The organism is Rhizobium sp. SYY.PMSO, assembly GCF_046840415.1.
Lineage (GTDB): Bacteria > Pseudomonadota > Alphaproteobacteria > Rhizobiales > Rhizobiaceae > Rhizobium.
This window is the reverse complement of record NZ_CP177349.1, coordinates 3,007,025-3,030,673: the sequence shown is the minus strand read 5'-3', so window position 1 is coordinate 3,030,673 and position 23,649 is coordinate 3,007,025. Positions and strand designations below refer to the sequence as shown.

Below are 23,649 nucleotides of genomic sequence, written 5' to 3'. Positions count from 1 at the left end.
CTCAAATCGCCGGAACTTACCGCATGTATCCGGTTTTTCGCGGGAATAGCGTCAGCTCTATTTCATATGCCTTAATATTTAGGGCTTAATGCTGCTCTAAGTTCATTTTTTACTTCGGCTAATATTCTTCCTTCTGATATTGGCCGCCTTCGGGGCTTGTGCGGAGGGTTTCATTGTTCAGCCTTATCGTCTGCACGATCGATCGTTTCGATCAGCTGGAGCGGCTTTTCCGTTCGTTGGCCGGGCAACGCCTCAGGGAGTTCGAGGTGATCGTCGTCGACCAGAATGCGGACGACCGGCTGCAGGCGCTGATCGACGGCTTTTCTCCTTCCTTCCGCATTCGCCATATCCGTTCGCCGAAGGGACTTTCCCGGGCGCGCAACAACGGCATGGCGGTCGCTGAAGGCGATTATGTCTGCTTTCCCGATGACGACTGCTGGTACGAAGCCGATACGCTTTCGACGGCCGCGACGCTGTTTGCCGCCCATCCAGAGCTTTCGATCGTCACGGGGCGCACGCTCGATGCCGAGGGGCTTCCCTCCGTCAGCCCGACGGGCGAGACGCGGCTTGCGCTGACGCGCTGGAACTATCTGAGATGCGGCAACTCCAATGGCATCTTCGTGCGCCGCGCGGCACTGGCCGACATCGGCGGTTTCGACGAGGATCTCGGCGTCGGCTCGGATTCGCCCTTTCAAAGCGGTGAGGAGGCGGATTTTCTGCTGCGCGCGCTTGCCGCCGGCAGGGAAGCGGTGTTCTTTCCGGAACTCGTCGTCCATCACGATCAAGTCACCAGCGAATACGGGCCGCGGCAGGTGGAGCGCGCCCGCAAATACGGGCGCGGTTTCGGCGCCCTGATGCGCAAGCAGGCCTTTCCCTTTTATTATGTCGGCTATCGTTTGTTTCGGCCGGTCGCCGGATGGCTGGCGGCGCTGGCGCGTTTCAACCTTGACGCGGCGCGCTACAAGCGCGCCTGGCTTGCGGGCATTCTGGAAGGTTACGCCGCCTGGCCGCGCTGGCGCAGGAGCTGAGGCGACGCGCCTTTCGGCGTCAGGGTCTCGGCATAGACATCCATGTAACGCTGAGCGACCTCGTCCCAGGCGTAAGCGCGGGCATCGTGCAGCAGTTCCTGCCGCAAGGTCAGGTCGTCGGCCTGCAGGCGCTCGAATGCAGCGGTGAGGGTGTCCGCGGTCGCCTCCGCATCGGAGAAATCCGAGAGCATGAGGGCCGGATGGGTTTCGGCCATCGCCTTGTAGGCTTCGTTGGCGTTCAGCACCGGCAGCAGGCCGGCGCTCATGGCTTCGATCGCCACCAGGCCGAAGCCTTCATATTCGGAGGCGGAGGCGAAGAGCGAGGCACGGGCGATGATGTTGCGGATCGAACAGTCGTCGATCGAGATATGCAGCGCCACATTCCGCTCCAGACCGCGAGCCGCGATTTCCTGTTCCAGCATCGGCCGACCGAGGTCCGATTCTGCGCCGATGATATCGAGATGCCAGCCGTCATGCCGGGCCGCCAACGCCTTCATGACGTCGAGCAGGTGGTCGAGCCGCTTGTTGACCGAGAAGCGGCCGATGGTGACGATGCGGCGGCGTGCTTCCAAGGCGGCGCAATTGGAAAACTTGCCGACATCGGCGCCGTTTTCGATCAGGCGGACGCGGCTTTTGGCGATGCGGGAAAAGAGCCGCGCGTCGGACTGGCTGCAGCAGATCAGGGAATGGTAGCCGAGCGCCGAAAGCCTCGTGGCGATATTGAACCAGAGTTTCTTGATGGCGGCGTATTTTTGCGTGTGGAAGAAGCCGCCATGCGTGGTGGCGACCATGGGCCGCCCATGCATGAGCTTGCCCCAGGCAAGCGCGTCGAAGAAGAAATCGACGGCGTGAACGTGAACGAGGTCGGCATCTGCCAGGTGGCGAAAAACCTTTGGAGCCAACGGATAGCGGCTGGAACCGGACCACGGGATGCGGACGATCTCTATGCCGTCGATGGTTTCGTGTTCCGCGAGCTCCCGGCCGGGATCGGAAAACAGGCTGTTGCAGGTGACGACGCGCACGCGATAGCCGCGGGCGACCAGCTGGCGGCAGAGATTGGCGACGACGTCTTCCAGGCCGCCCTTGTTCGGCAGAAACTGGCGCACGACATGAACGATCAGCGGCCCGGCCTGCTTGTTTGCCTGATTATCCGCAACCGCCGATGTCATCGATCCACCCTCGACCCCTATGCCGCGCCTGTCGCCGGCAATCCGGCGCTGCAGCGCGCCGCCCTTTGATCAGTCGGCAAAGCAGATCACCGGGGCGGTTAAAAAGGGCTTAATCTTGCGCGGGAAGCCGGGCGGTTTCGGGCGAGAGGGTTAATGTGGGGGCGTTGAGCAACTGCCCCCGCCCCAGCATGGATTTAATTGTGATATTCAGACCCGAAGTCCCGCCCTATCAAAACGCTCGGAAGGTCAGCGTGGTCAGCGAGCGAATGATGCCGGGGATGTTGGCGATATGGTCGTTGATGAACTTGCCGATATCCTGCTCTTCGGCGATGTAGACCTTCATCAGCAGGTCGTATTCGCCGCTGGTGGAATACAGCTCCGAAACCAGCTCCGTCTGGTAGATTGCGTCGGCGACTTCGTAGGTCTTGCCGGGAGAGCACTGGAGCTGAACGAAAATAGGCTTCATGAGGGTATCCTGCTTGTGTCCGCAGCCGCGGTGACGGCATGCTTTTATCTGCGGCCATGATGGCGGCCGGCCCTGTCCTCTATAATGGTCGAAAGCGCCGTCGCCATGCAAGTTTTTCTCTGTCCACGGGATGTCGCTCTTGCCGCTTCCGCAATTTTGGGCGTAGCGCTAGATTGACGCCAACATTTCTGTCGAACGGACCTATTTCATGCTGAATGACCCACGCTCCCATGGTCTTTGGGAAAAGACCGCCCCGCCACCGCCGGCAACGAAGCCGCTTTCCGGCGAGGTGTCCGCCGATGTCGTCGTGGTCGGCGGTGGCTATACCGGCCTTTCGACGGCGCTGCATCTGGCGGAAGCCGGCACGAGCGTGGTGCTGCTGGAAGCCAACGAGATCGGCTTCGGCGGCGCCGGGCGCAATGTCGGCCTGATCAATGCCGGCATGTGGGTGATGCCGGACGATCTGCCGGGCGAACTTGGAACGGTCCATGGCGAGCGGCTTCTCGACGTGCTCGGCAACGCGCCGAAGCTGGTGATGTCGCTGATCGAAAAGCACGGCATCGCCTGCGAGCTGGAGCGCAACGGCACGCTGCATTGCGCCGTCGGACCCGACGGGTTGAAGGAAATCGAGGAGCGCGCCCGGCAATGGGCAAAGCGGGGCGCACCGGTGACGGTGCTCGATGCGCGGGAGACGGAACGCCGGATCGGCAGTTCTGCCTATGCGGGCGCGCTGCTCGACATGCGCGCCGGCACGCTCCAGCCGCTTGCCTATGCGCGGGGCCTTGCCCATGCCGTGGTCAAGGCGGGCGTTGCCGTTCATACCGGCAGCCGTGTGACGGCCTTCGAAAAGACCGGCGCGAAATGGGCAGTTTCGACCGCCGCCGGCAAGGTCAGCGCCGACTGGATCGTCGTCGCGACGGACGCCTACAGCACCGGTCCCTGGGAGAAAGTGCGAAACGAACAGGTGCATCTGCCCTATTTCAATTTCGCCACCGTACCGCTTGGCGACAACCTGCGCAAATCCGTCCTGCCGGGGCGGGAAGGGGCGTGGGACACCAAGGAGGTCCTCTCGTCCTTCCGCATGGATCAGGCCGGCCGGCTCGTCTTCGGCAGTGTCGGCGCTCTGCGCAACACCGGCCTTGCCATTCATAAGAGCTGGGCCCGGCGTTCGCTCAGGAAGCTCTTCCCGCAGCTCGGCGACATTCCCTTCGAATGCGAATGGTATGGCAAGATCGGCATGACCGACAATGCACTGCCGCGTTTCCACAGGCTGGCGCAGAATGTCGTCGGCTTCTCCGGCTACAACGGCCGCGGCATCGCGCCGGGCACCGTCTTCGGCAAGGTGCTTGCCGGCCATATTCTCGGGCAGATTTCCGAGGCCGACCTGCCGCTGCCGGTGACGGACGTCGTCGAGCCGAGCTTCAGGGCCATGAAGGAAATGTGGTACGAAGCCGGCGCCCAAGCGGCGCATCTTGTCGGCGCCAGGGTCTAGGGAAATTCCGGGAAAATTGCCGAGCGGTTTTCCCTCCGGAATTGCGTGAAGACGAAGAGATGAAACGCTGAGCCGTTCTTGAAACGGCAACCGAACCAGCATCATGAGAAGAGGAAACACGATGACCGCGACATCAGATCTTGCTGCCGAGACCAAGGCACTATTGACTGATATCGGCGTTTCGGCCGATCGCTACACCGGCGGCACGCTCGCCGTCACCTCTCCGGTGACCGGCGCCGAAATCGGCCGCCTCAGAGAACACTCGGTCGCCGAGGCGAAGGCTGCGATCGACAAGGCGCATGAGGCATTCCTTGCATGGCGCAATGTGCCGGCGCCGAAGCGCGGAGAGCTGATCCGCCTGCTCGGCGAGGAACTGCGCGCCGGCAAGGCCGCTCTTGGCCGCCTCGTTTCCATCGAGGTCGGCAAGATCACCTCCGAAGGCCTCGGAGAGGTGCAGGAGATGATCGATATCTGCGACTTCGCCGTGGGACTCTCGCGCCAGCTTTATGGCCTGACCATCGCCACCGAGCGCTCGGAACACCGGATGATGGAAAGCTGGCATCCGCTGGGCGCGATTGGCATCATCTCGGCCTTCAATTTTCCCGTTGCCGTCTGGTCATGGAATGCGGCGCTCGCCATCGTCTGCGGCAATTCCACCATCTGGAAGCCGTCGGAGAAGACGCCGCTGACGGCGCTCGCCGTGCAGGCGCTGTTCGAAAAGGCGCTGAAGCGCTATGTCGCCGAGGGCGGCGAAGCGCCGGCCAATCTTTCGACCCTCCTGATCGGCGGCCGCGATCTCGGCGAACAGCTGGTCGATCATCCGCAGGTGCCGCTGGTTTCGGCAACGGGATCGACGGCCATGGGCCGTGCGGTCGGCCCGCGTCTGGCCGGCCGTTTCGCCCGCGCGATCCTCGAACTCGGCGGCAACAATGCCGCCATCGTCTGCCCGACGGCCGATCTCGATCTGACCTTGCGCGGCGTCGCCTTTTCCGCGATGGGCACGGCGGGTCAGCGCTGCACGACGCTGCGCCGTCTCTTCGTCCACGAAAGCGTCTACGACCAGCTCGTGCCGCGCCTGCGGAAAGCCTATGGTTCGGTGACAATAGGCAATCCCCTTGAAGCGGGAACCCTTGTCGGTCCGCTGATCGACCGGCAGGCCTTCGACCGCATGCAGGCGGCTCTCGCCGCCGCGAAAGCGGCCGGCGGCACCATCACCGGCGGCGAGCGCGTCGAAAACGGTTCCGCCGATGCCTTCTATGTCCGGCCGGCGCTGGTCGAGATGCCCGAGCAGACCGGTCCGGTGGAGCAGGAAACCTTCGCGCCGATCCTCTATGTCATGAAGTACAGCGATTTCGACAGGGCGCTCGCGCTGCACAATGCCGTGCCGCAGGGCCTGTCGTCCTCGATCTTCACCAACGACATGCGCGAGGCCGAGACGTTCGTCTCTGCGCGCGGTTCGGATTGCGGCATCGCCAACGTCAATCTCGGCCCATCCGGCGCCGAGATCGGCGGTGCTTTCGGCGGCGAGAAGGAAACCGGCGGCGGCCGCGAATCCGGATCGGATGCCTGGAAGGCCTATATGCGCCGGGCGACCAATACGATCAATTACGGACGCACGCTGCCACTCGCCCAGGGCGTCAAGTTCGACGTGGCGTAAGCAAAGCTCTGCTGCATTGCGATGGGGAGGATGAAGGCGTAAAAACCTTTGTCCTCCCTGTTCGTTTCAAGGTCTTGCCTCATGCATCTGTCGCTTGCCGAAGCCGAGACGCTGGTCGCGGAAGCGCTGCAGCGAAGCAAGGTGAATGCGGCGAATGCCCGTTCGGTCGCGGTTGCGCTCGTGGCGGCGGAAGCTGCCGGGCAGGGCGGTCACGGTTTGCGGCGGGTGGTGGCCTACGCCGGACAGGCTAAGGCCGGCAAGACCGATGGTTTCGCCGTGCCGCGGGCGAGCCGGCCCTTCCCGGCCGTACTGCGCATCGATGCCGGCAACGGCTATGCCTATCCGGCGCTCGACCTTGCCGTTGCCGAGCTTCCGAAGATTGCCCGCGAGCAGGGGATCGCGCTTGCCGCCATCAGCCGCTCGCACCATGCCGGCGTCATGGGCCTGACGGTGGAGCGTTTCGCCGATCAGGGGCTTGTGGCATTGATGGTCGCCAATGCCCCGGCGGCCATGGCACCCTGGGGCGGCAGGACGCCGGTCTTCGGCACCAATCCGATCGCCTTTGCTGCGCCGCTGCCCGATGACGAGCCGGTCGTCATCGATCTCGCCCTGTCGAGGGTGGCGCGCGGCAAGGTGATGGCCGCACGGCAGCAGGGCGCTTCGATCCCGGTAGACTGGGCGTTCGACCGGGAGGGCAGGCCAACCACGAATGCCGAGGAGGCGCTGGCCGGCACGATGATTCCCGCCGGGGATTCGAAAGGGGCGGCGCTCGCTCTCATGGTGGAAATTCTGGCCGCCGGCCTGACGGGCGCCAACTACTCCTTCGAATCCTCGTCGCTCTTCGACGACAAAGGCGCTCCGCCGGCTCTCGGCCACACGATCATTGCCATCAATCCGGCGGCGGCGAGCGCCGCCGATACGGCACAGCGGCTGGCCTTGCTGGCTGGCGAGATCACCCGCGATCCCAATGTTCGCCTGCCGGGCCGGCGCGGGCAGGGTTCGCGGCGTCTCGCGCTCAGCGAGGGGATCTTCGTTGAGGATGAAGTGGTTTCGGCGATAGAGCGTCTTTGATGTGGTGAGGACGATAGTCGGGTGAGTGTGTTTTGTCGCTCTCTCAGCACGGCCCTTACCCGGGCGGGGCCATCGCATATGGTGCCGACCAGAGCGGCTTGTCCCTCCCCCCCCCCGGGGGAGAAGGTGGCCCGAAGGGTCGGATGAGGGGGCAATCGCTTTGAAACAACGGTCCTTCAGGCCCTTGGCAAATCCCCCTCATCCGCCTGTCGGCACCTTCTCCCCGAGGGGAGAAGGGGGCGCGGCAACGATCTCACCTCACATGCGATAGCCGGCCCCACAAGTGGGGAGAGGGTTAGGGTGAGGGGTCAGGCAGTCGCTGTGTCGACAGAAACATCTGATGGCCACCGCGATCCGCAGATCACGCGATGGCGGGCTTTGCCTTCTTCTCGTTCAGCCAGCCGCCGGTGAAGCCGGCGCGTTCCAGTCCGGTGCGAAGGATCGGCGACTGCCGCATCAGGTTCCAGATCATGCCGGTGCGGGCGTTTTCGATCATCATGACCAGCAGGCCCTGATCGATGGCGACCGAACGGTCGTCCACCCAGCCTTCGGGGCCGGAGCCTTTGATGCTCGGGTTGAAACCGCCCGGAAAACGGCCGTCGAGCAGCAGATTGGGATAGGTCGAAAGCAGGGCCTTCGTTCCATCGAGGGCGGCCTGACGGTCGAAAGCAAGGCAGGACAGCGGGCCCCACGGCGCGATGGTGCCATCGTCCGGGCCGAGCGGGGCTCCGCGGGCCGCATAGCCGAAAACCTTCGGAGCGTAGCGGAGGCTATGCTTGGTGCCTGTCGGGTTTGGGCCGTCGCAGGCGGAGAGGCCCCAGATGTCCTTCGTATAGCCGGCGAAGTGGCCGGGATTGCGCTCCGTGTAATCGCGCTGCACGGCGATCGCCGTCTGCGTGTTGCGGAAGTAGTCGGTATCCTTGTCGGCCACATGCTTGTCGCGAATGTCGCGAAAATCGATCCAGGCATGCGAGAAGAGGTGGATGAACAGCGGCCCGGCATACAGAAAGGGCGCGTCCTTGAACATCATCCAGGTATAGGTCGATGCAAAGGCGTCGTAGCTTGAGGATGGGATCGCATGCGTGGGCGAGGCGAGCGCCAGCACATAGAGGAAGATCGCTTCGTCATAACCCTGATAGCGCCAGCGCAGGAAGCCGCTGGCCGGCTTCCAGCCCATGCTGATGGTTTGCCCCTTGTTCAGGGCCCAGTGCCAGTCGCAACGCTCGTAGAGGAATTTCGCCTGCTTGCGGAGATCGCGCTCGACCTGGGAGGAGCCGTTGAAATAGGCGGCTGCGGTCAAGACGCCGAGCAGCAGAAGACCGGTGTCGATGGTCGAAAGCTCGCTGTTCCAGGCGCGCTTGCCGGTCTCCATGTAGAGGAAGTGGTAGTAGAAACCGCGATGGCCGGTGGCGCCACGCTCGGTTCCCTGCTGGCTGTCGGCGAAGAAATCGAGTGCCGCCAGCACCCGTTTTGCCGCATCGGCGCGGCCGATCCAGCCGCGCTCGACGGCAACCGGATAGCTCGACAGCGCAAAGCCGACCGCGGCAATGCTGCAATGGCTCGTCTTGATGGAGGTGTCCGCCACCAGCCCGTTTTCCGGGTTGGTATAGAGCATGAAATAGTCGAACGCCGAGCGTTGCAGTCGATCGATCAGGGCATCGTCGGTGTCGTTTACCTGTTGCAGCATCGTCTATCCGTCTCCTCGGCGCTCCCGTTCCTTGCTGAGCACGAGAGCTTGGATAGTTGCAAATCAAACATGGTTAATATTGCATGCATTTATGGAGAATTGTTTAAGATCAGGGCATTATGCGCTGTTCCCGGTATCGGGCGTGCGTTTTTCAACAGTTTTCCGGTCTGCCGAACCGCGCGAATCGTCCTTCCGCGACACACGGGGACCTGGACGGGCGGTGATTCGCGCCGGTCTGGGGCGCTATCCCGATGCGGCTTCCAGCGTCCGCTTCAGCCTTGCCAGGGTTCTGCCGAAAATCGTGTCGTCTCCGAGCGCCCTTGCGAGCGTCAATGCACCCTGAATGCCGATGACGGCCTCTTCGGCGAGCGCCTTCGCTGCCGCGCCGGGCAAGCCGGTTCTGGTCAGGGCGCCGGCGAGCGCATCGATCCAGCGATGGAAATAGCCACGGATAGCGGCGGGAAAACGATCGCGCGTTTCGTCCAGCGCAAAGGCGCCGATCAGGCAGACGCGGCGGCCGGAGCGGAAATAGCTGTCCGTCGTCTCCCACATGCGGGCAATGGCCGCGCGCGGTGCTTCCTCCTCCAGCGGCCCGAACATCTCCGTCGCGAACCAGGCATCGATATGGGCCATGATCTCCGCCGCCATCTGCTCCTTGCCGCCGGGGAAGAAGTGATAAAGGCTGCCCTTCGACAGTTTCGTGCGGGCGGTAATCTCGCTCATCGACGCCCCCTCGTAGCCGAGCTCGCGGAAGACCTCGGCGACAAGGGCAATGGCGTCGAATTTCTCGAAGACGGTACGCGCCATCTCAAAGGCCGAGATCGGAGAGGCCGGGATGGTCGTCCGGCCGGCGGCCGAGCAGCCAATGAAATTTCCGGTCCTCCTGCCGGATCGGCATGTCGTTGATGGAGGCAAAGCGGCGCTGCATCAGGCCGTCGCCATCGAATTCCCAGTTCTCGTTGCCATAGGAGCGGAACCAGTGGCCGCTGTCGTCGTGCCACTCATAGGCAAAACGTACGGCGATGCGGTTGCCGTCGAACGCCCAGAGCTCCTTGATCAGCCGGTAATCCAGCTCCCTTGCCCATTTGCGCGTCAGGAACTCGACGATCTCCTTGCGGCCGCGCGGAAATTCGGCGCGGTTCCGCCACTGGCTGTCTTCGGTGTAGACCTTGGAAACGCGCTCCGGATCGCGGCTGTTCCAGCCGTCCTCGGCCATGCGGACTTTGGCGATGGCGGTTTCGCGCGTGAAAGGCGGGGTGAGCGGGCTGGGCATAGATTGGCTCCTTCTAGACCGTTCGGTTTTAAATAGACCGAACGGTCTAGAAAATCAAGCTGCACGGTTTTCTTTCGGCCGGCATGGCAGCCGATATCTCAGCGTGCGAACTTCCGGGCGCCGGCAACGCAAGCGACGACGCCGATCGTGACGACGAGCATCGACCAGCTGACGCTCTCCTTGAGCAGGGCTGCGGCGAGCGCGAAGCCGAAGAAGGGCTGCAGGAACTGCAATTGGCCGACCGCCGCGATACCGCCTTGCGCCAACCCGCGATACCAGAAGACGAACCCGATCAGCATGCTGAACAACGACACGTAGGTAAGGCCGATCCAGGCCGGTTCGCCGATGCCGTCGAGAGTATGCGGCATGGTGATCAAGCAAAGTGCGATGGTGACGGGCAGGGACAGGACCAGCGCCCAGCAGATGACCTGCCAGCCGCCGAGCCGGCGCGACAGTACCGCGCCTTCGGCATAGCCGAGGCCGCAGACGATGACGGCCGCAAGCATCAGCAGATCGCCGACGGGCGAGGCCGATACGCCCTGAGCCAGCGCATAGCCGCTGACGAGCGCGCTGCCGACGGTGGAGAATATCCAGAAGGCCGGCCGTGGCCGCTCGCCGCCGCGCAGCACGCCGAAGATGGCCGTTGCCAGCGGCAGCAGTCCGATGAAGACGATCGAATGGGCGGAGGTGACGTGCTTGAGCGCCAGCGCCGTCAACAGCGGAAAGCCGACGACGCAACCGAGGGCGACGATGGCAAGCGAGACGATGTCGCCGCGGGCCGGGCGCTTCTCGCGAAAGGCGAGCAGCAGGCACAGGCCGAGCAGGCCGGCGATCACGGCGCGGGCGACGGTCAGGAACAGCGGATCGAAATCCATGACGGCCACCCGCGTCGCCGGCAGCGAACCGCTGAAGATCAACACTCCCGTCAAACCGTAGATCCATCCCGTCGTCGTCTTGTCCATTGCGCATGCTCCTTCTTGATCCCGGACGGTATCGGCGTATTTGTCTGGCCAAGCCAGAGACGGTGCAGTACAATTTTCGCGAACTGTTATGGTTGAAGGTGCACTACGGATGGATCGTCTTTCAACGGCCGGCATTGTCGGCGGCACACGTATCGAGGGGGTGATGGCGGCGATATGCGATCGCATCGCCACCCGCAGCCTGATGCCGGGGGCCCGGCTTCCTTCCGTGCGCGGCTTTGCGAGGACGATGCAGGTGTCGGTATCCACCGTGGTCGAGGCCTATGAGCGGCTTGCCGCCGAGGGTACGATCCGCTCGCGGCCGGGTTCGGGATTCTATGTATGCGGCCCGCTGCCGCCGCTTTCGCTGTCCGACACCGGCGCGAAGTCGGATCGCAATGTCGATCCGCTATGGATCTCGCGGCAATCGCTGGAGGTGGGCGACGAGGTTCTGAAGCCGGGCTGCGGCTGGCTTCCGCCGTCATGGCTGCCGCAGGCGGCGTTGCGTCGTGCCATGCGAACGCTGGCGCGGGGGGATATGGGCGCGCTTGCCAATTACGGAACCCCGCTCGGCCTGCCGCCGTTGCGCCAGCTGCTTGCCAGGCGCCTCGGCGATCACGGCATCACGGTGCCGCCGGATCAGATCCTGTTGACGGAGTCCGGCACGCAGGCGATCGATCTTCTCTGCCGTTTCCTGCTGGAACCCGGCGATACCGTGCTGGTGGACGATCCCTGCTATTTCAATTTCCACGCGCTCCTGCGGGCGCATCGCGCCAATGTCGTCTCTGTGCCCTTCACGCCGACGGGTCCGGATATCGAGCTGTTCGGCCAGGCCCTCGAACGGCACAAGCCTCGGCTTTACATCACCAATTCGGCCATTCACAATCCGACCGGCGCCGTGCTTTCGCCGGTGACGGCGCATCGCCTGCTGAAGCTGGCGGATGCGTCCGGGCTCATCATCGTCGAAGACGATATTTTTGCGGATTTCGAGAATGTTCCGGCACCGCGCCTTGCCGCCTATGACGGTCTCGACCGGGTGATCCATATCGGCAGTTTTTCGAAGACGCTGTCGGCTTCCGTGCGCTGCGGCTTCATTGCGGCAAGGCCGGACTGGATCGACGGGCTCGTCGACCTCAAGGTCGCCAGCAGCTTCAGCTGCGGGCAATTGTCGGCCGAACTCGTTTATCTCTCGCTGAAGGACGGCAGCTATCGCAAGCATGTGGAGGCGTTGCGCGTGCGGCTGGCCAAGGCGATGGCGGAGGTATCGGCACGGCTGGAGGCCATCGGTATCGTGCCGTGGCTGAAGCCGCAGGCCGGCATGTTTCTCTGGTGCCGGCTGCCGGAGGGGCTGGATGCCGCCGATCTCGCCCGCGCCTGCTTGGCCGAAGGGGTCGTCCTCGCACCGGGAAATGTCTTCAGCCTGTCGGATGCCGCCGGGCGCTTCATGCGGTTCAATGTGGCGCAATCGGCCGATGCGCGGGTTTTCGAGGCGCTGGAAGCGTCGATGAAAAGGCTGTGCTAGAGCAACGATTTCAGGGCCAGCCTACCGACGCCCGATGCCTTATCGGCCCTGAGGACGATCGCATCGCGCATCGGCGCCGGCAGGTTTGGGCAAGGCGGGAAAGCCTCGCTCTTGTCAGATGGAAATGATCCGTCATAGCTTTGCCATACGGTCGCTCCAATTGCGGCTCACATCGCCTGAGAAAATTCCGTTAAATGAGGTCGATCGTGCGTGTTCTGCTTGTCGAAGACGACAATATCCTCGGATCATCGCTCAAAAAGGCGCTGGAAAAGCATGCCTATGGCGTCGACTGGATGCGCGATGGCGAATCCGGCCTCGAGGCGGCGGCGCATTCGCATTTCGCCGCGATCGTGCTCGATATCAATCTGCCGCTGCTCAGCGGCATGGAGGTGTTGCGGCGCATCCGGCAACGGGGAAATTCGGTGCCCGTGCTGTTGCTGACGGCAATGGACTCCGTGCGCCAGAAGGTCGAGGGCCTCGATGAAGGTGCCGACGACTATCTGGTCAAGCCGTTCGACCTGGATGAACTGCTGGCGCGTCTGCGCGCGCTCATCCGGCGGCGCGACGGCCGCACCGAGAGCGTCATCCGTTGCGGCGATGTGGAGGTCGATCCTTCCGCCATGGTCGCGCGCAAGGCCAATGCGCCGGTGCACACCACGGCGAAGGAATTCCACCTGCTGAAGCTGCTGATGGAGCGCAGCGGTCGCTACGTGACGAAGAACGATATCGAATATGCGCTTTACGACGCCGACAACACCGTCGAAAGCAATACGATCGAAGTGACGATCTACAATCTGCGCAAGAAGCTCGGCACCGATTTCATCAAGTCGATCCGCGGCGTCGGCTACATGATCGAGCGATGAACAACTCCACGCTGACCCGAAAGCTGTTTCTCCGCATCGCGCCGGTCGTCGTGGTGACGATCGTCGTGATCGCCGCCTTCGCCTTCAACAGCGCGACGCGGGAAATCAACAACATCTACGACGCCCAGCTGATCGACGATGCCAACGTGATCTGGAGCCTGCTGCGACGCCCCCTGGAAAAGACGCCCGATCATGCGGCAAAGCAGATCGACGACATCGATTTCAACATGGACAACCAGCTGGCCTTCAACGAAGACGCCGACGATTATGCCGATGCGCATATGTTTCGCGCCTGGGTCGATGGCAGCATCCGCTTCTACAGCAGCACGGCCTTCCTTTCGGACGTGCCGCAGCAGAAGGTGGGCTTTACCACCCTGTCTTATGGCGGGGAGGAGTGGCGCGTCTATTCGCTGCCGATCCCGAATACGACCATCGTGATCGAGCTTGGCGAAAAGATCGCGCTTCGCGAGACGCTGGTTTCCAACATCCTGCTCAATCTGTTCTTTCCGCTGCTGATGCTGGTGCCGGTCATCGGCTTTCTCATCTGGCTCGGCATCAACAGCGGGCTGCGCACGATTCACGGGCTGGTGCGGCACATCCGTACACGCTCGCCCGACGATCTCTCCGCCATCCCGGTCGAAGGGCTGCCGCGCGATCTGTTGCCGCTCGGCTGGTCTATCAATCAGCTGCTGGAAAAGCTCGGCCAGTCGCTGACGCTGGAGCGGCGCTTCTCCGACCTTGCCGCCCACCAGCTGCGCACGCCGCAGGCTGGCATGAAACTCCTGCTGCGGATGCTCGAACACAGCGACAGCGACCACGAGCGCCAATCGATCGTTGCCGATCTCGTCGCCAGCAACAACCGCACCATCCATCTGATCGAGCAGCTGCTGCGGCTGGCAAGGGTCAGCCACCACCCCCTCAATCTGACGTCGGTGACGCTGTATCATTGGGTGGCGTCGCTGATCGCCGAATTCGGCAACATCATCACCAGCCGCAAGCTGGAGGTGGTGCTCGAGGGAGATGAGGCGATCCAGGTCAGGACCGACGAATCCCTGCTGCGGATGATGGTCACCAACCTGCTCGACAATGCGATAAAATACACGCCGGATGGAGGCGAGATCAAAGTCTCGGTCTCGTCGGAAGGCGGTTTCGGCCGCATTTCGATCAGCGACAACGGCCCGGGCATTCCGCCGCATGAGCGGGAAGCGGTGTTCAAGCGCTTTTATCGCCTCAACACGCTCCATACCGAGGGGGCCGGTCTCGGTCTTGCCATCGTTGCCGATACCGCGGATCGTCTTTCGGCGACGGTGGAGCTGTCCACGTCGCGGCTGGGGACTGGCCTGCAGGTCGATCTAAGATTGCCGCTGAACTAAAAATCAACGTCACGTCGTTTTTCATTTTCGTATCATTTTCCGCTCATGCCCGGCTCATCTGAGGTTGTTAGACGCAACTCAGGATATGGCGAGAGGGTGCGGCATGCAGGTGTTTTGCGATTTTGATGGAACCATATCCATCGAAGACGCGACGGATATGGTGTTGTCCCGTTTCGCCGGTTCGGAGTGGGAGGACATCGAGCGGCTGTGGAAGCAGGGGCTCATCGGCTCCGGCGAGTGCATGCGCCGGCAGATCGCCCTCATTCAGGCAAGCAGGGCCGATCTCGACCGGTTTCTCGACACGCTGTCGATCGATCCGGGTTTCGACGGCTTCCTGTCCTTTTGCCGCCGCGGCGAGCTGCCCGTCACCATCGTCAGCGATGGCGTCGATTACTTCATTCGCCGCATCCTGGCACGCCACGGCATCGACGGCCTGCCGATCGTCGCCAATGTGCTGACCTGCAGCGTTGCACAGGATCGCGAGTGCTATTCGCTGTTTCCGCCCGTTCCGACGACCGGCTGCCTGTCGGGCGCCGGCGTCTGCAAGTGCCGCGTCGTCGATAGCACGGACCTGCGGGTCTACATCGGCGATGGACGCAGCGACTTCTGCGTTTCCGACAAGGTCGATCTCGTCTTCGCGAAGGCGAAGCTCGTCGACTACTGCGAAGAAAGCGGCATTCCCTATGTCGGTTTCGAAGACTTTTCCGACCTGCTTCCGAAGATGGAAGCCGTTCTCCCGCGCGTCGAACGACGCGCCCGCACGCTGCCGCATTTCAAGACGGCGTGAACCAGACCGAGAGGCATTGAATGAAAACGAATGTAGCCGAAGCCTTCAGCGGCGAGACCGAGTCCGTCCGTTCCGAAGAGGAGTTGCGCGCCCTTGAGGAGGCCTATTGCTCCCATGGCGACACAGTTCACTATACGGCCAATCCGAAATTCTTCGAGGAGTGCGAGGGCTCGTTCGTCTACGACCGGACCGGAACGCCCTTTCTCGACCTACAGATGTGGTATTCGGCCGTCAATTTCGGCTACCGCAACGAGCGCCTGAACGAGGCCGCGCATCGCCAGCTCGACCGCCTGCCGCAGGTCGCGTCGCAATATCTGCACCGCGAAAAGGTGGAGCTTGCGGCATTGATCGCCCAGGATGCCGAGCGCAAGTTCGGCTACAAGGGCCGCGTCCACTTCAACGTCGGCGGCTCGCAGGCCGTCGAGGATTCGCTGAAGCTCGTGCGCAACTACACCGGCGGCAAGAGCCTGATGTTCGCCTTCGAGGGCGGCTATCACGGCCGCACGCTCGGCGCCTCGGCGATCACCTCCAGCTATCGCTATCGCCGCCGCTACGGCCATTTCGGCGATCGCGCCCAGTTCGTCGAGTTCCCCTATCACTTCCGCGGCCCGAAGGGCATGTCGAAGGAAGAATACGGGCACCATTGCGTGCAGAAATTCGCCCGCCTGTTCGAGAGCGAATATAACGGCGTGTGGGACCCGAAGGCCGGCAAGTCCGAATATGCCGCCTTCTACATCGAGCCGATCCAGGGCACGGGCGGCTACGTCATTCCGCCGATGAACTTCTTCGTCGAACTGAAGAAGGTGCTGGACGACCACGGCATCCTCCTTGTGGTCGATGAAATCCAGATGGGCGTCTACCGCACCGGCAAGCTCTGGTCGATCGAGCATTTCGGCGTCTCGCCGGACGCGCTCGTCTTCGGCAAGGCGATCACCAACGGCCTCAATCCGCTGTCCGGCGTCTGGGCTCGCGAGGAGATGATCAATCCGACCATCTTCCCGCCCGGCTCGACGCATTCGACCTTCGCCAGCAATCCGATGGGAACCGCCGTGGCGCTCGAGACGATGAAGATGCTGGAGGAGGAGGATTTCGGCGCTTCGGTGATGGCCAAGGGCGCCCGTTTCCTCGACGGGTTGAAGCAGCTGCAGCAGCGTCACGCCATCGTCGGCGAAGTCGACGGCCTCGGTCTGGCGTTGCGAATGGAAATCTGCAAGGACGACAGCTACACGCCCGACAAGGCGACGATGGACTGGATGTGCGACGAAGGCATGAAGGGTGATCTTCAGGTCGGCGGCAAGACCTACGGCCTCGTGCTCGACGTCGGCGGCTACCACAAGAACGTCATCACCTTCGCGCCGAACCTGCTCATCAGCTACGAAGAGATCGATCTGGCGCTTGCCCTGCTCGACCAGCTTCTGACGCGTGCTGCCCGGAGATAAGACGGTGCAACTCCTGCTTCTCCATCTCGACGATGCATTGGAGTTGCAGCCAGACTTCGTGCGCGCCTGCAAATTTGCCGGCGCGCAGCAGTATTTCGGCAAGGACAAGGGACGGCAGATAAGGCTTTGGGGCAGGCAGGGCGCCCTTGACGATCTCAGCCGCGAAATCGTCAGGAACGGGCCCGCGGCCGGCAAGGTTCCGCAGCTGTGCTTCATGGGGTCGGGCGACTTCCATCACATCACGGCATTGCTGCTCGAGGATGCGCTGGAACGGCAGCCCGGTTCCGCCACGTTGATCCATTTCGACAATCACCCCGACTGGGTCAAGTTCGACGGCGGCATGCATTGCGGCTCCTGGGTCAACAGGGCCCTTGCCAATCCCAATATCCAGAAGGTCATCACGATCGGCGTGTGCAGCAGCGATCTTCGCAGTCCGGAGCGCAAGGGGGCGAACCTGCACTGGCTCGGGGACGGCAAGCTGGAGCTCTATCCTTATGAGCATCCGCCGAGCCGCGTGCTGGCCGATTACGGCAACGGCGCCAGCTATCAGCAGGAAAGGGGCGCGCTGCACTGGAAATCGATCGCCGAGATCGGCGAGGAGAATTTCATCGACCGCATGCTCAGCCGCATCCGTACCGAGGCCGTCTACATCACGGTCGACAAGGATGTGCTGGCAACCGACGATGCCGTTACCAACTGGGATCAGGGCCGCATGCGACTGCCCTATCTTCTGGCTCTGATCAGCGAAATCGGCAGCCGCCACCGTATCATCGGCGCCGATGTCATCGGCGATTACTCGACTCCCAACTATGCCGGCAGCCTGCGGACGCAGTTGCTGAAGCGTGCGGAGATCCTCATCGATCAGCCGCGCATGCGCCATGGCGCGGAAACGACGAGGAACATCAACAGCGCGGCCAACCACGCGCTGCTGGAAGTGCTGGCGGAGTACATGGAATGACCGGCAGCCTGACACTTCCCATGCTTGGACTCATCCTGTTCTGCGTGCTGGCGGAAACCGCCCGCGAGGTCTGCTTCAAGCAGTCGGCCAGCGAAAACGCGCTGCTTGCGGCGTTGGGCAGGCCGGTTACGTGGCTCGGCATTCTGTTCTGGGCCATCGAGCTTCTCGCCTGGACGGCCGTTCTGGAGCATGTCCCCCTGACCATCGCCTTCCCGCTGATGGCGCTGAGCTATGTCGTCATCGTGTTGGCCGGCGCCGTCATCTTCAAGGAAAACATCAACCTGCGCCATGCGACGGGTGTCTTTCTCGTCACCGCCGGTGTGGCCTGCGTGGGAGTTACCGGACTATGAAAATCTTTGCGCACACCCGATGGGATCTGGCACCGGTTCTGGCGGCCGTCGCCCATCTCGCCTTCGACGTCTATCTGATCGTCGGCTTCGAAAGCCGCCCGCTCTGGCTGTCGGCCGTCCTCGGCTGCGTCTACGCGGTATCGATCTCCTGGAACATCAACAGCATCTCGCACAACTTCATTCACACGCCCTATTTCAAGCCGCGCTGGATGAACTACGCCTTCAGCCTGCTGGAATCGGTCGCGATCGGCTTTTCGCAGACCTATTATCATTGGGTGCACATGCGCCATCACTCCGGCAACAGCGACCGGCCGAACGACAAGGGCGAGACGGTCGACCTGCTGTCGATCTATCGCTACGGCCGCGACGGCCAGCCGGAAAACGTCTGGTCCTACACCTTCCTGAGCTTCTTTCGCGACAGCCTCGGCGACATCCACAAGGCCATCGCCCGCAACCGCCCCTTCGATGCGGCCTGGGGCCGTTTCGAACTCTATTTCTTCCTGGGACTTGCGGCGCTCGCGCTGATCTACGACTGGAAGGCGGTGCTGTTCTTCGTGCCGTTCTACTATATCGGCAACTGCCTGTCGTCGCTGAACGGCTATTACGAGCATCTGAACGGCGATCCGGACGAGCCGATCGCCTGGGGCGTTTCCAGCCACAAATCCTTCTACAACTGGCTCTGGTTCGGCAACGGCTATCACGCCGAGCATCATTATCGCCCGCGCACGCACTGGACGAAGCTGCAGACGCTGCACGAGCAGATCAAGGAAGAGCAGGAAAAGAACGGCACGCATGTCATCAGCACCTGCCACGCGCTTGGCTTCATGGCCAAGGAAAACCGGCCGTCGGAGCTGTCTCATGAAACATGACGAGCTGAGCTTCTTCATGGAGGGCTCAAACGGCAAAGGCGTCCTTCTGATCCATGGCCTGACGGGAGCGCCGGCAGAAATGAAGCTGGTGGCCCGTCACCTCAACCGCCGGGGCTACAGCATCTATGCGCCGCTGCTGGCCGGTCACGGCGTCGATGCGAAGACGCTGCGCCGGACCCGCTGGGAGGATTGGCTCGGCTCGGTCGTCGAGGCATCGGAGTTGCTGGCGTCGAGAACGCAGGAGGTTTTTGCCGCCGGTATCTGCGTCGGCGGCAAGCTGGCCATGCTCGCGGCGGAGCAGAAGACGGCGATCAGCGCGGTGGCGATCTACTCTCCCTGCTTCAGCTACGACGGCTGGGACGTTCCCTTCTATTATCCTTTGCTGGCCTCCCAGATCGGATGGCTTTCGCGCGTTCCTTTCCTCGATCGCCTGAGCTTCAGCGAGACGACGTCGCTGGGCATCAAGGACGAGCGCATGCGCCGGCTGATCGAGGGCATGGCCAGCGAAGGGGTGCTCGAGAAGTTTCCCGGCAAGGGCCTTGTCGAAATGCATCGGCTGGGCAAGACGCTTCGCGGCATGCTGCCGACCATGCGGACGCCGACGCTGATCCTGCATGCCGAGGACGACGATCTCGCCAGCCCGAAGCATGCCCGCTACATTTCCGAGCATATCGGCGCCCCGCATGAGCTGAGGTGGATCGCGGACAGCTATCATATGATCCATGTCGACCGGCAGCATCGCCAGGTGGCCGATTTCACGGCAGATTTCTTCGAGGCCCGCCATGTCGCTGCCGCTGCTTAAAATGCCGCCGGTGCCGGCCGGCAATCCGGTTGCCGAGGTTCATTTCAGCATCCGCGCCATCGGCCGCGATGCGTGGAATGCCTGTTTCCAGGGCCAGGTGGAGGATTACGATTACCTGCTTGCCATCGAGGAGGCGGGTCTCGACGGGTTCGAGTGGCGCTATATTACCGTCACGGAAGACGGGCGGGTCAGCGCCGCCATGCCGGCCTTTCTCTGCTTCTATGCGCTCGATACGACGCTGGAGGAGGGGTTTCTGCGCAGGTCGGTGCGCAGCATCCAGCGCCGCTTTCCGAACTTCCTGAAGCTGCGGCTTGCCTGCCTCGGATCGCCCTGCACGGAGACGGGAGCGATCGGCTTTCGCTCCGATGTGCCGGGCGAGCATCGCCGCGCCCTGCTCTCGGAGATGCTGTCCTTCTTCGAACAGCTCGCCGAGACGGAGAATTGCGCGCTGGTCGGCCTCAAGGATATTCCCGAACAGGCTTCGTCCGAGTTCGGCGATCTGCTTGCAGGGCGCGGCTATGCCTCGATCGGCGGACTTTCGACGGCGTGGCTCGACATTGATTTCAAGACGATCGACGCGTATCTCGCCAAGCTTTCGTCCGGCACCCGCAAGGACATGCGCCGCAAGCTGAAATCCCTGGAGCAGGTCAGGGTCGAGATCCGCACGGACTTCGGCGAATTCCTGCCCGAGGTGATGGCGCTCTATCACGACACCCGCAATCGCAGCGATTGGCAGTTCGAGGAACTGACGCCCGAATATTTCCAGGGAGTTCTCGGCCGCATGCGCGGGCGTTCGTTCTGCGCCTTCTATTTCGTCGAAGACAGGCTGCTGGCCGCCAATCTGATCGTGCATGACGACAGCGTGGCCATCGACAAGTTCTTCTGCATGGATGGCGAAAAAGGGCGGCCCTACAATCTCTATTTCCTCAGCTGGTTCACCAACCTGCGCTATTGCCTGGAGCACGGCCTGAGCCGTTACCAGAGCGGCCAGGCCTATTATGAGAACAAGGTGCGTCTCGGCAGCAAGCTGACTGCCAATGCGATGTATTTTCGCCATCGCAGCGCCTTCTTTCAGCGGCTGCTGCGGCTGGTCTCGCCGTTGTTCTCGACAGACGAGGCGGATGCGTGATGCCGATGCGTCTTTCATGGCTCGCGGTGCCGGTGCTGAACACCCTGTTCCAGTTCTTCGTCAAGCACGGGGCGGAAGGGCTGGGAGACGCCGGCGTGGAGGGATGGCTCTGGCAGGCGCTCTCGTCCTACTGGATTCTGGCGGCGGTCGCCGTCGAGATCGCCTGCTTCTTCATCTGGATGAATGTGCTGGCAGAGCTCGACCTCAGTCGCGCCTTTCCGCTGTCCGGCATCAGCTACGTGCTGATCATCGCCACGGGCTGGTTCGTCTTCGGGGAGAAGGTCGTCGCGCTGCAGGTGATCGGAAGCGGCCTGATCCTGGCGGGTGTCTGGCTGATCGCGAGCGCCAATGTGGAGACGGAGGATCACGGAGACTGGCACGCCAAGCGTGACGGTCTGCAGAGTGGCGCCGGCAAGGATGGATGATGCCCAGTTCTCACGATGAAAATCGCCGCAACGGCAAAAGCAATGTCCTTTTCTCCGGCCTGACGGACTGGTGTTTGAGGCGGGCGCTGTCGTCCATCGTCACACGCGGCGCGCTGACCGTGACGACGGCAAGCGGCCGCGTCCTGACGTTCGGCGACGGCACCGGCGAGCCGGTTCACGTTCGTTTTGCCGACAACCGGGCCGAATGGGCGTTCCTCATCGATGCCGATCTGCGGCTCGGCGAGCTCTATATGGACCGGCGTTTCGTCGTCGAGCGCGGCACGCTCTACGATTTCGTGGCGATGATGCTGCGCGAGGCGCAGAACAGCACCCATCCGCTCATTGCCCGCATCATCGATCATGCCCGAACCAGGCTGCGGATCTTCCGTCACCGCAATCTGCCCGGACGCTCGAAGGCGAATGTCGCTCATCACTACGATCTGGATGGCCGGCTCTACGAGCTCTTCCTCGATCCCGACCGGCAATATTCCTGCGCCTATTTCGAGCATGCCGGTCAGTCGCTGGAAGAGGCGCAGCTGGCCAAGAAAAGGCACCTCGCCGCCAAGCTGCTGATCGAGCCGGACAACAGCATTCTCGATATCGGCTGCGGCTGGGGCGGGCTGGCGCTTCATATGGCGGAGCAGGCGCCGAGCGGCTACGTGCTCGGGGTCACGCTCTCCGAGGAGCAGCACGACTATGCCTCGAAGCGCGTGGCCGACAAGGGGATGCCGGCGGAGGTTCAGTTCGCGCTGAGAGACTATCGCAGCCTCACCGGCCATTTCGACAGGATCGTCTCGGTCGGCATGTTCGAGCATGTCGGGCTGGCGTCCTATCGCACATTCTTCCGTAAATGCGCGCAGCTGCTCGAGCAGGACGGCATCATGGTGCTGCATACGATCGGCTGTTCGGCAACGCCCGGCTTCACGACGCCCTGGCTCGACAAATACATCTTCCCCGGCGGTTATATTCCGGCGCTTTCCGAAATCGTGCCCGAGATCGAGGCGGCGGGGCTTGCCATCACCGATGTCGAGGTGCTGCGGCTGCATTACGCAAAGACGCTAGAGAGCTGGCGGGAGCGTTTCATGGCGCGCTGGGATGATGCGGCCAGGCTTTACGACGAGCGCTTCTGCCGGATGTGGGAATATTATCTGTCGACGGCGGAGGCCGCCTTCCGCTACGAGGATCTGGTGGTCTTCCAGATCCAGATGACCAAGCGAAACGACATCGTTCCGCTGACGCGCAATTACATCGCCGAAAACGAAGCGCGCAGCGCCTCAAAACTTGACGTTGAACGTTCTGTTCAGCGTGAAGCCGATGATGTTCTGGTCGGGTGAGCCGAACTGCGAGGTGATGGGGCTGTCGGCTGCGTCGCCTACCAGGCGATTGTATTTCTCGTAGACCTGCACGCTCCATTCCGGCGAAATGGTGTAGGTCGCCGCCACCGTGAAGCCGACCGATTTCACGCCGGCGCCGGCGTCGAAGGCGCTGACATGGTCATGCCTTGCAGCCTCGCTTTCCGAGATGCCGAAATTGGTGCGCATATAGACGGAATTCGCCATGGACAGGCGGGGGCCGGCGGACAGCAGCCATTTGTCGCCGAGCGGTTGAAACCAGTCTAGAGCCAGATCGCCGACCAGGCCGTCTCCGCCCCAAAGCGACTGGCGCACCTCCGTACGAAACCGCAGCCGGTTTTCCGTCAGCCAGTATTGCGCAAAGCCGCCGGCATCGAAATTCCAGCGCACCCGGCGCTGGCTCTGCAGATGCAGGTCGTTGAGATCGAAGCGGTCGTCCCTCAGGCCTACCACGGGGCCGATTTCGAGGCCGCCGAGATCGAAGAGCTGATAATCGAAGTTATCGTCGGGTGCGCTGTATTCCTGGGCTTCGCCGAGCCGATGGAAATCGAAGGAGGGCAGGGCGCCGAAGGAACGGCGCTTCGATCCCTCGTAATTGGGGCCGTATTCCACGGTCGCCCCAAGGGTGACGACCCATGTGTCGGATGAGGATTTCGCCGCATCTTCCGCCCTGGAGGATACGGGAAACGCACCGGCTGCGGACACCGCCAGCAGGCCCATTCCGGCAAACGCCGACAACCGGGCGGTGAAAGATGTCCCAACGCTTAACACTCTGACAACACCTGATCCGTGATCGCCCTCGCCGTATTCCTAGCACAGCTCGGGGCGCCGAAAGTAGCAGAAAATTTGCCGGAGGTCATAGTGGCCGCCTTGCAGCCGGAGGGTTCCTGCCGCGCTTGCGAAGACACGGTGCGGGCATTCATCTGGTCCATCTGTCGCATCCCCGACATTCGATCCCCCGACGGCAATGATCCGGAC

At 62.6% G+C, this 23,649-nt stretch carries 23 protein-coding genes; 16 read left to right on the top strand and 7 right to left on the bottom strand.

From position 1 onward, the window contains the following. The first annotated feature begins 173 nt into the window (after window positions 1-173). Window positions 174-1,028 carry a glycosyltransferase gene (locus ACJJVH_RS14780; protein WP_113384872.1) on the top strand — a complete coding sequence of 285 codons (855 nt, stop codon included), beginning with the start codon at window positions 174-176 and terminating at the stop codon, window positions 1,026-1,028. Here the strand turns inward: ACJJVH_RS14780 and ACJJVH_RS14775 are convergent. Both ACJJVH_RS14775 and ACJJVH_RS14770 read right to left on the bottom strand, forming a co-directional pair. Continuing rightward, on the bottom strand, window positions 995-2,197 hold the full coding sequence (locus tag ACJJVH_RS14775) for a glycosyltransferase family 4 protein (protein ID WP_412064235.1): 1,203 nt from the start codon (window positions 2,195-2,197) through the stop codon (window positions 995-997). The two genes, ACJJVH_RS14780 and ACJJVH_RS14775, sit on opposite strands and share 34 nt — an antisense overlap. A gap of 229 nt (window positions 2,198-2,426) precedes the next feature. After that, window positions 2,427-2,663 carry an Lrp/AsnC ligand binding domain-containing protein gene (locus tag ACJJVH_RS14770; protein WP_112795444.1) on the bottom strand — a complete coding sequence of 79 codons (237 nt, stop codon included), beginning with the start codon at window positions 2,661-2,663 and terminating at the stop codon, window positions 2,427-2,429. 208 nt (window positions 2,664-2,871) lie between these two features. Here ACJJVH_RS14770 and ACJJVH_RS14765 point away from each other — a divergent pair, with 208 nt between their 5' ends. From ACJJVH_RS14765 to ACJJVH_RS14755, 3 genes are all read left to right on the top strand, one after another. Then, a complete protein-coding gene (locus ACJJVH_RS14765; protein ID WP_412064234.1) occupies window positions 2,872-4,155 on the top strand; it encodes an NAD(P)/FAD-dependent oxidoreductase in 1,284 nt (427 codons plus the stop codon). A 121-nt stretch (window positions 4,156-4,276) separates the two neighbouring features. Then, a complete protein-coding gene (locus ACJJVH_RS14760) occupies window positions 4,277-5,812 on the top strand; it encodes an aldehyde dehydrogenase family protein (RefSeq protein ID WP_412064233.1) in 1,536 nt (511 codons plus the stop codon). Between the two features lie 81 nt (window positions 5,813-5,893). After that, on the top strand, window positions 5,894-6,883 hold the full coding sequence (locus tag ACJJVH_RS14755) for an Ldh family oxidoreductase (RefSeq protein ID WP_412064232.1): 990 nt from the start codon (window positions 5,894-5,896) through the stop codon (window positions 6,881-6,883). A 361-nt stretch (window positions 6,884-7,244) separates the two neighbouring features. Here ACJJVH_RS14755 and ACJJVH_RS14750 read toward each other — a convergent pair whose 3' ends face one another. The 4 genes from ACJJVH_RS14750 to ACJJVH_RS14735 all read right to left on the bottom strand — a co-directional run bounded on the left by ACJJVH_RS14750 (window position 7,245) and on the right by ACJJVH_RS14735 (window position 10,805). Further along, window positions 7,245-8,570 carry a glucoamylase family protein gene (locus tag ACJJVH_RS14750; protein ID WP_112795338.1) on the bottom strand — a complete coding sequence of 442 codons (1,326 nt, stop codon included), beginning with the start codon at window positions 8,568-8,570 and terminating at the stop codon, window positions 7,245-7,247. A gap of 243 nt (window positions 8,571-8,813) precedes the next feature. Then, a complete protein-coding gene (locus tag ACJJVH_RS14745; RefSeq protein WP_412064231.1) occupies window positions 8,814-9,377 on the bottom strand; it encodes a TetR/AcrR family transcriptional regulator in 564 nt (187 codons plus the stop codon). A gap of 1 nt (window position 9,378) precedes the next feature. Continuing rightward, window positions 9,379-9,843: a DUF1348 family protein gene (locus tag ACJJVH_RS14740; RefSeq protein WP_412064230.1), complete on the bottom strand. Its 465-nt coding sequence runs from the start codon at window positions 9,841-9,843 to the stop codon at window positions 9,379-9,381. Window positions 9,844-9,941: 98 nt separating this feature from the next. Continuing rightward, a complete protein-coding gene (locus ACJJVH_RS14735) occupies window positions 9,942-10,805 on the bottom strand; it encodes a DMT family transporter (protein WP_412064229.1) in 864 nt (287 codons plus the stop codon). 109 nt (window positions 10,806-10,914) lie between these two features. On the opposite strand from ACJJVH_RS14735, the gene ACJJVH_RS14730 reads away from it, so the two are divergent. The 12 genes from ACJJVH_RS14730 to ACJJVH_RS14675 all read left to right on the top strand — a co-directional run bounded on the left by ACJJVH_RS14730 (window position 10,915) and on the right by ACJJVH_RS14675 (window position 22,653). Beyond that, window positions 10,915-12,324 carry a PLP-dependent aminotransferase family protein gene (locus tag ACJJVH_RS14730; RefSeq protein ID WP_412064228.1) on the top strand — a complete coding sequence of 470 codons (1,410 nt, stop codon included), beginning with the start codon at window positions 10,915-10,917 and terminating at the stop codon, window positions 12,322-12,324. 206 nt (window positions 12,325-12,530) lie between these two features. After that, window positions 12,531-13,187, top strand: coding sequence for a response regulator transcription factor (locus ACJJVH_RS14725; RefSeq protein ID WP_112795445.1), 657 nt, complete (start codon window positions 12,531-12,533; stop codon window positions 13,185-13,187). Further along, window positions 13,184-14,560 (top strand): sensor histidine kinase, encoded by a 1,377-nt coding sequence (locus tag ACJJVH_RS14720; RefSeq protein ID WP_412064227.1) that lies wholly within the window; start codon window positions 13,184-13,186, stop codon window positions 14,558-14,560. Before ACJJVH_RS14725 ends, ACJJVH_RS14720 begins: the two co-directional genes overlap by 4 nt. Window positions 14,561-14,663: 103 nt before the next feature. Beyond that, on the top strand, window positions 14,664-15,347 hold the full coding sequence (locus tag ACJJVH_RS14715) for an MtnX-like HAD-IB family phosphatase (protein ID WP_113424034.1): 684 nt from the start codon (window positions 14,664-14,666) through the stop codon (window positions 15,345-15,347). Between the two features lie 20 nt (window positions 15,348-15,367). Further along, on the top strand, window positions 15,368-16,786 hold the full coding sequence (locus ACJJVH_RS14710; RefSeq protein ID WP_112795345.1) for an aminotransferase class III-fold pyridoxal phosphate-dependent enzyme: 1,419 nt from the start codon (window positions 15,368-15,370) through the stop codon (window positions 16,784-16,786). Between the two features lie 4 nt (window positions 16,787-16,790). Beyond that, window positions 16,791-17,744, top strand: a complete 954-nt coding sequence (locus ACJJVH_RS14705) for an arginase (RefSeq protein ID WP_112795446.1) — start codon at window positions 16,791-16,793, stop codon at window positions 17,742-17,744. Beyond that, window positions 17,741-18,094, top strand: a complete 354-nt coding sequence (locus ACJJVH_RS14700; protein ID WP_113359024.1) for an EamA family transporter — start codon at window positions 17,741-17,743, stop codon at window positions 18,092-18,094. The genes ACJJVH_RS14705 and ACJJVH_RS14700 overlap by 4 nt, the downstream gene beginning before the upstream one ends. Next, window positions 18,091-18,963, top strand: coding sequence for a fatty acid desaturase family protein (locus tag ACJJVH_RS14695; protein ID WP_412064226.1), 873 nt, complete (start codon window positions 18,091-18,093; stop codon window positions 18,961-18,963). The genes ACJJVH_RS14700 and ACJJVH_RS14695 overlap by 4 nt, the downstream gene beginning before the upstream one ends. Beyond that, window positions 18,953-19,765 carry an alpha/beta fold hydrolase gene (locus ACJJVH_RS14690; protein WP_112795348.1) on the top strand — a complete coding sequence of 271 codons (813 nt, stop codon included), beginning with the start codon at window positions 18,953-18,955 and terminating at the stop codon, window positions 19,763-19,765. Before ACJJVH_RS14695 ends, ACJJVH_RS14690 begins: the two co-directional genes overlap by 11 nt. Further along, complete coding sequence (locus ACJJVH_RS14685) at window positions 19,746-20,894, top strand: GNAT family N-acetyltransferase (protein ID WP_113384861.1); 1,149 nt, start codon at window positions 19,746-19,748, stop codon at window positions 20,892-20,894. The genes ACJJVH_RS14690 and ACJJVH_RS14685 overlap by 20 nt, the downstream gene beginning before the upstream one ends. Further along, entirely contained in the window at window positions 20,894-21,319 is a 426-nt protein-coding gene (locus ACJJVH_RS14680) for an EamA family transporter (RefSeq protein WP_412064225.1), read from the top strand. The genes ACJJVH_RS14685 and ACJJVH_RS14680 overlap by 1 nt, the downstream gene beginning before the upstream one ends. Further along, complete coding sequence (locus tag ACJJVH_RS14675) at window positions 21,319-22,653, top strand: class I SAM-dependent methyltransferase (RefSeq protein ID WP_412065172.1); 1,335 nt, start codon at window positions 21,319-21,321, stop codon at window positions 22,651-22,653. Before ACJJVH_RS14680 ends, ACJJVH_RS14675 begins: the two co-directional genes overlap by 1 nt. Here ACJJVH_RS14675 and ACJJVH_RS14670 read toward each other — a convergent pair. Further along, window positions 22,594-23,391 (bottom strand): MipA/OmpV family protein, encoded by a 798-nt coding sequence (locus ACJJVH_RS14670; RefSeq protein ID WP_412064224.1) that lies wholly within the window; start codon window positions 23,389-23,391, stop codon window positions 22,594-22,596. The two genes, ACJJVH_RS14675 and ACJJVH_RS14670, sit on opposite strands and share 60 nt — an antisense overlap. Window positions 23,392-23,649 lie beyond the last annotated feature (258 nt).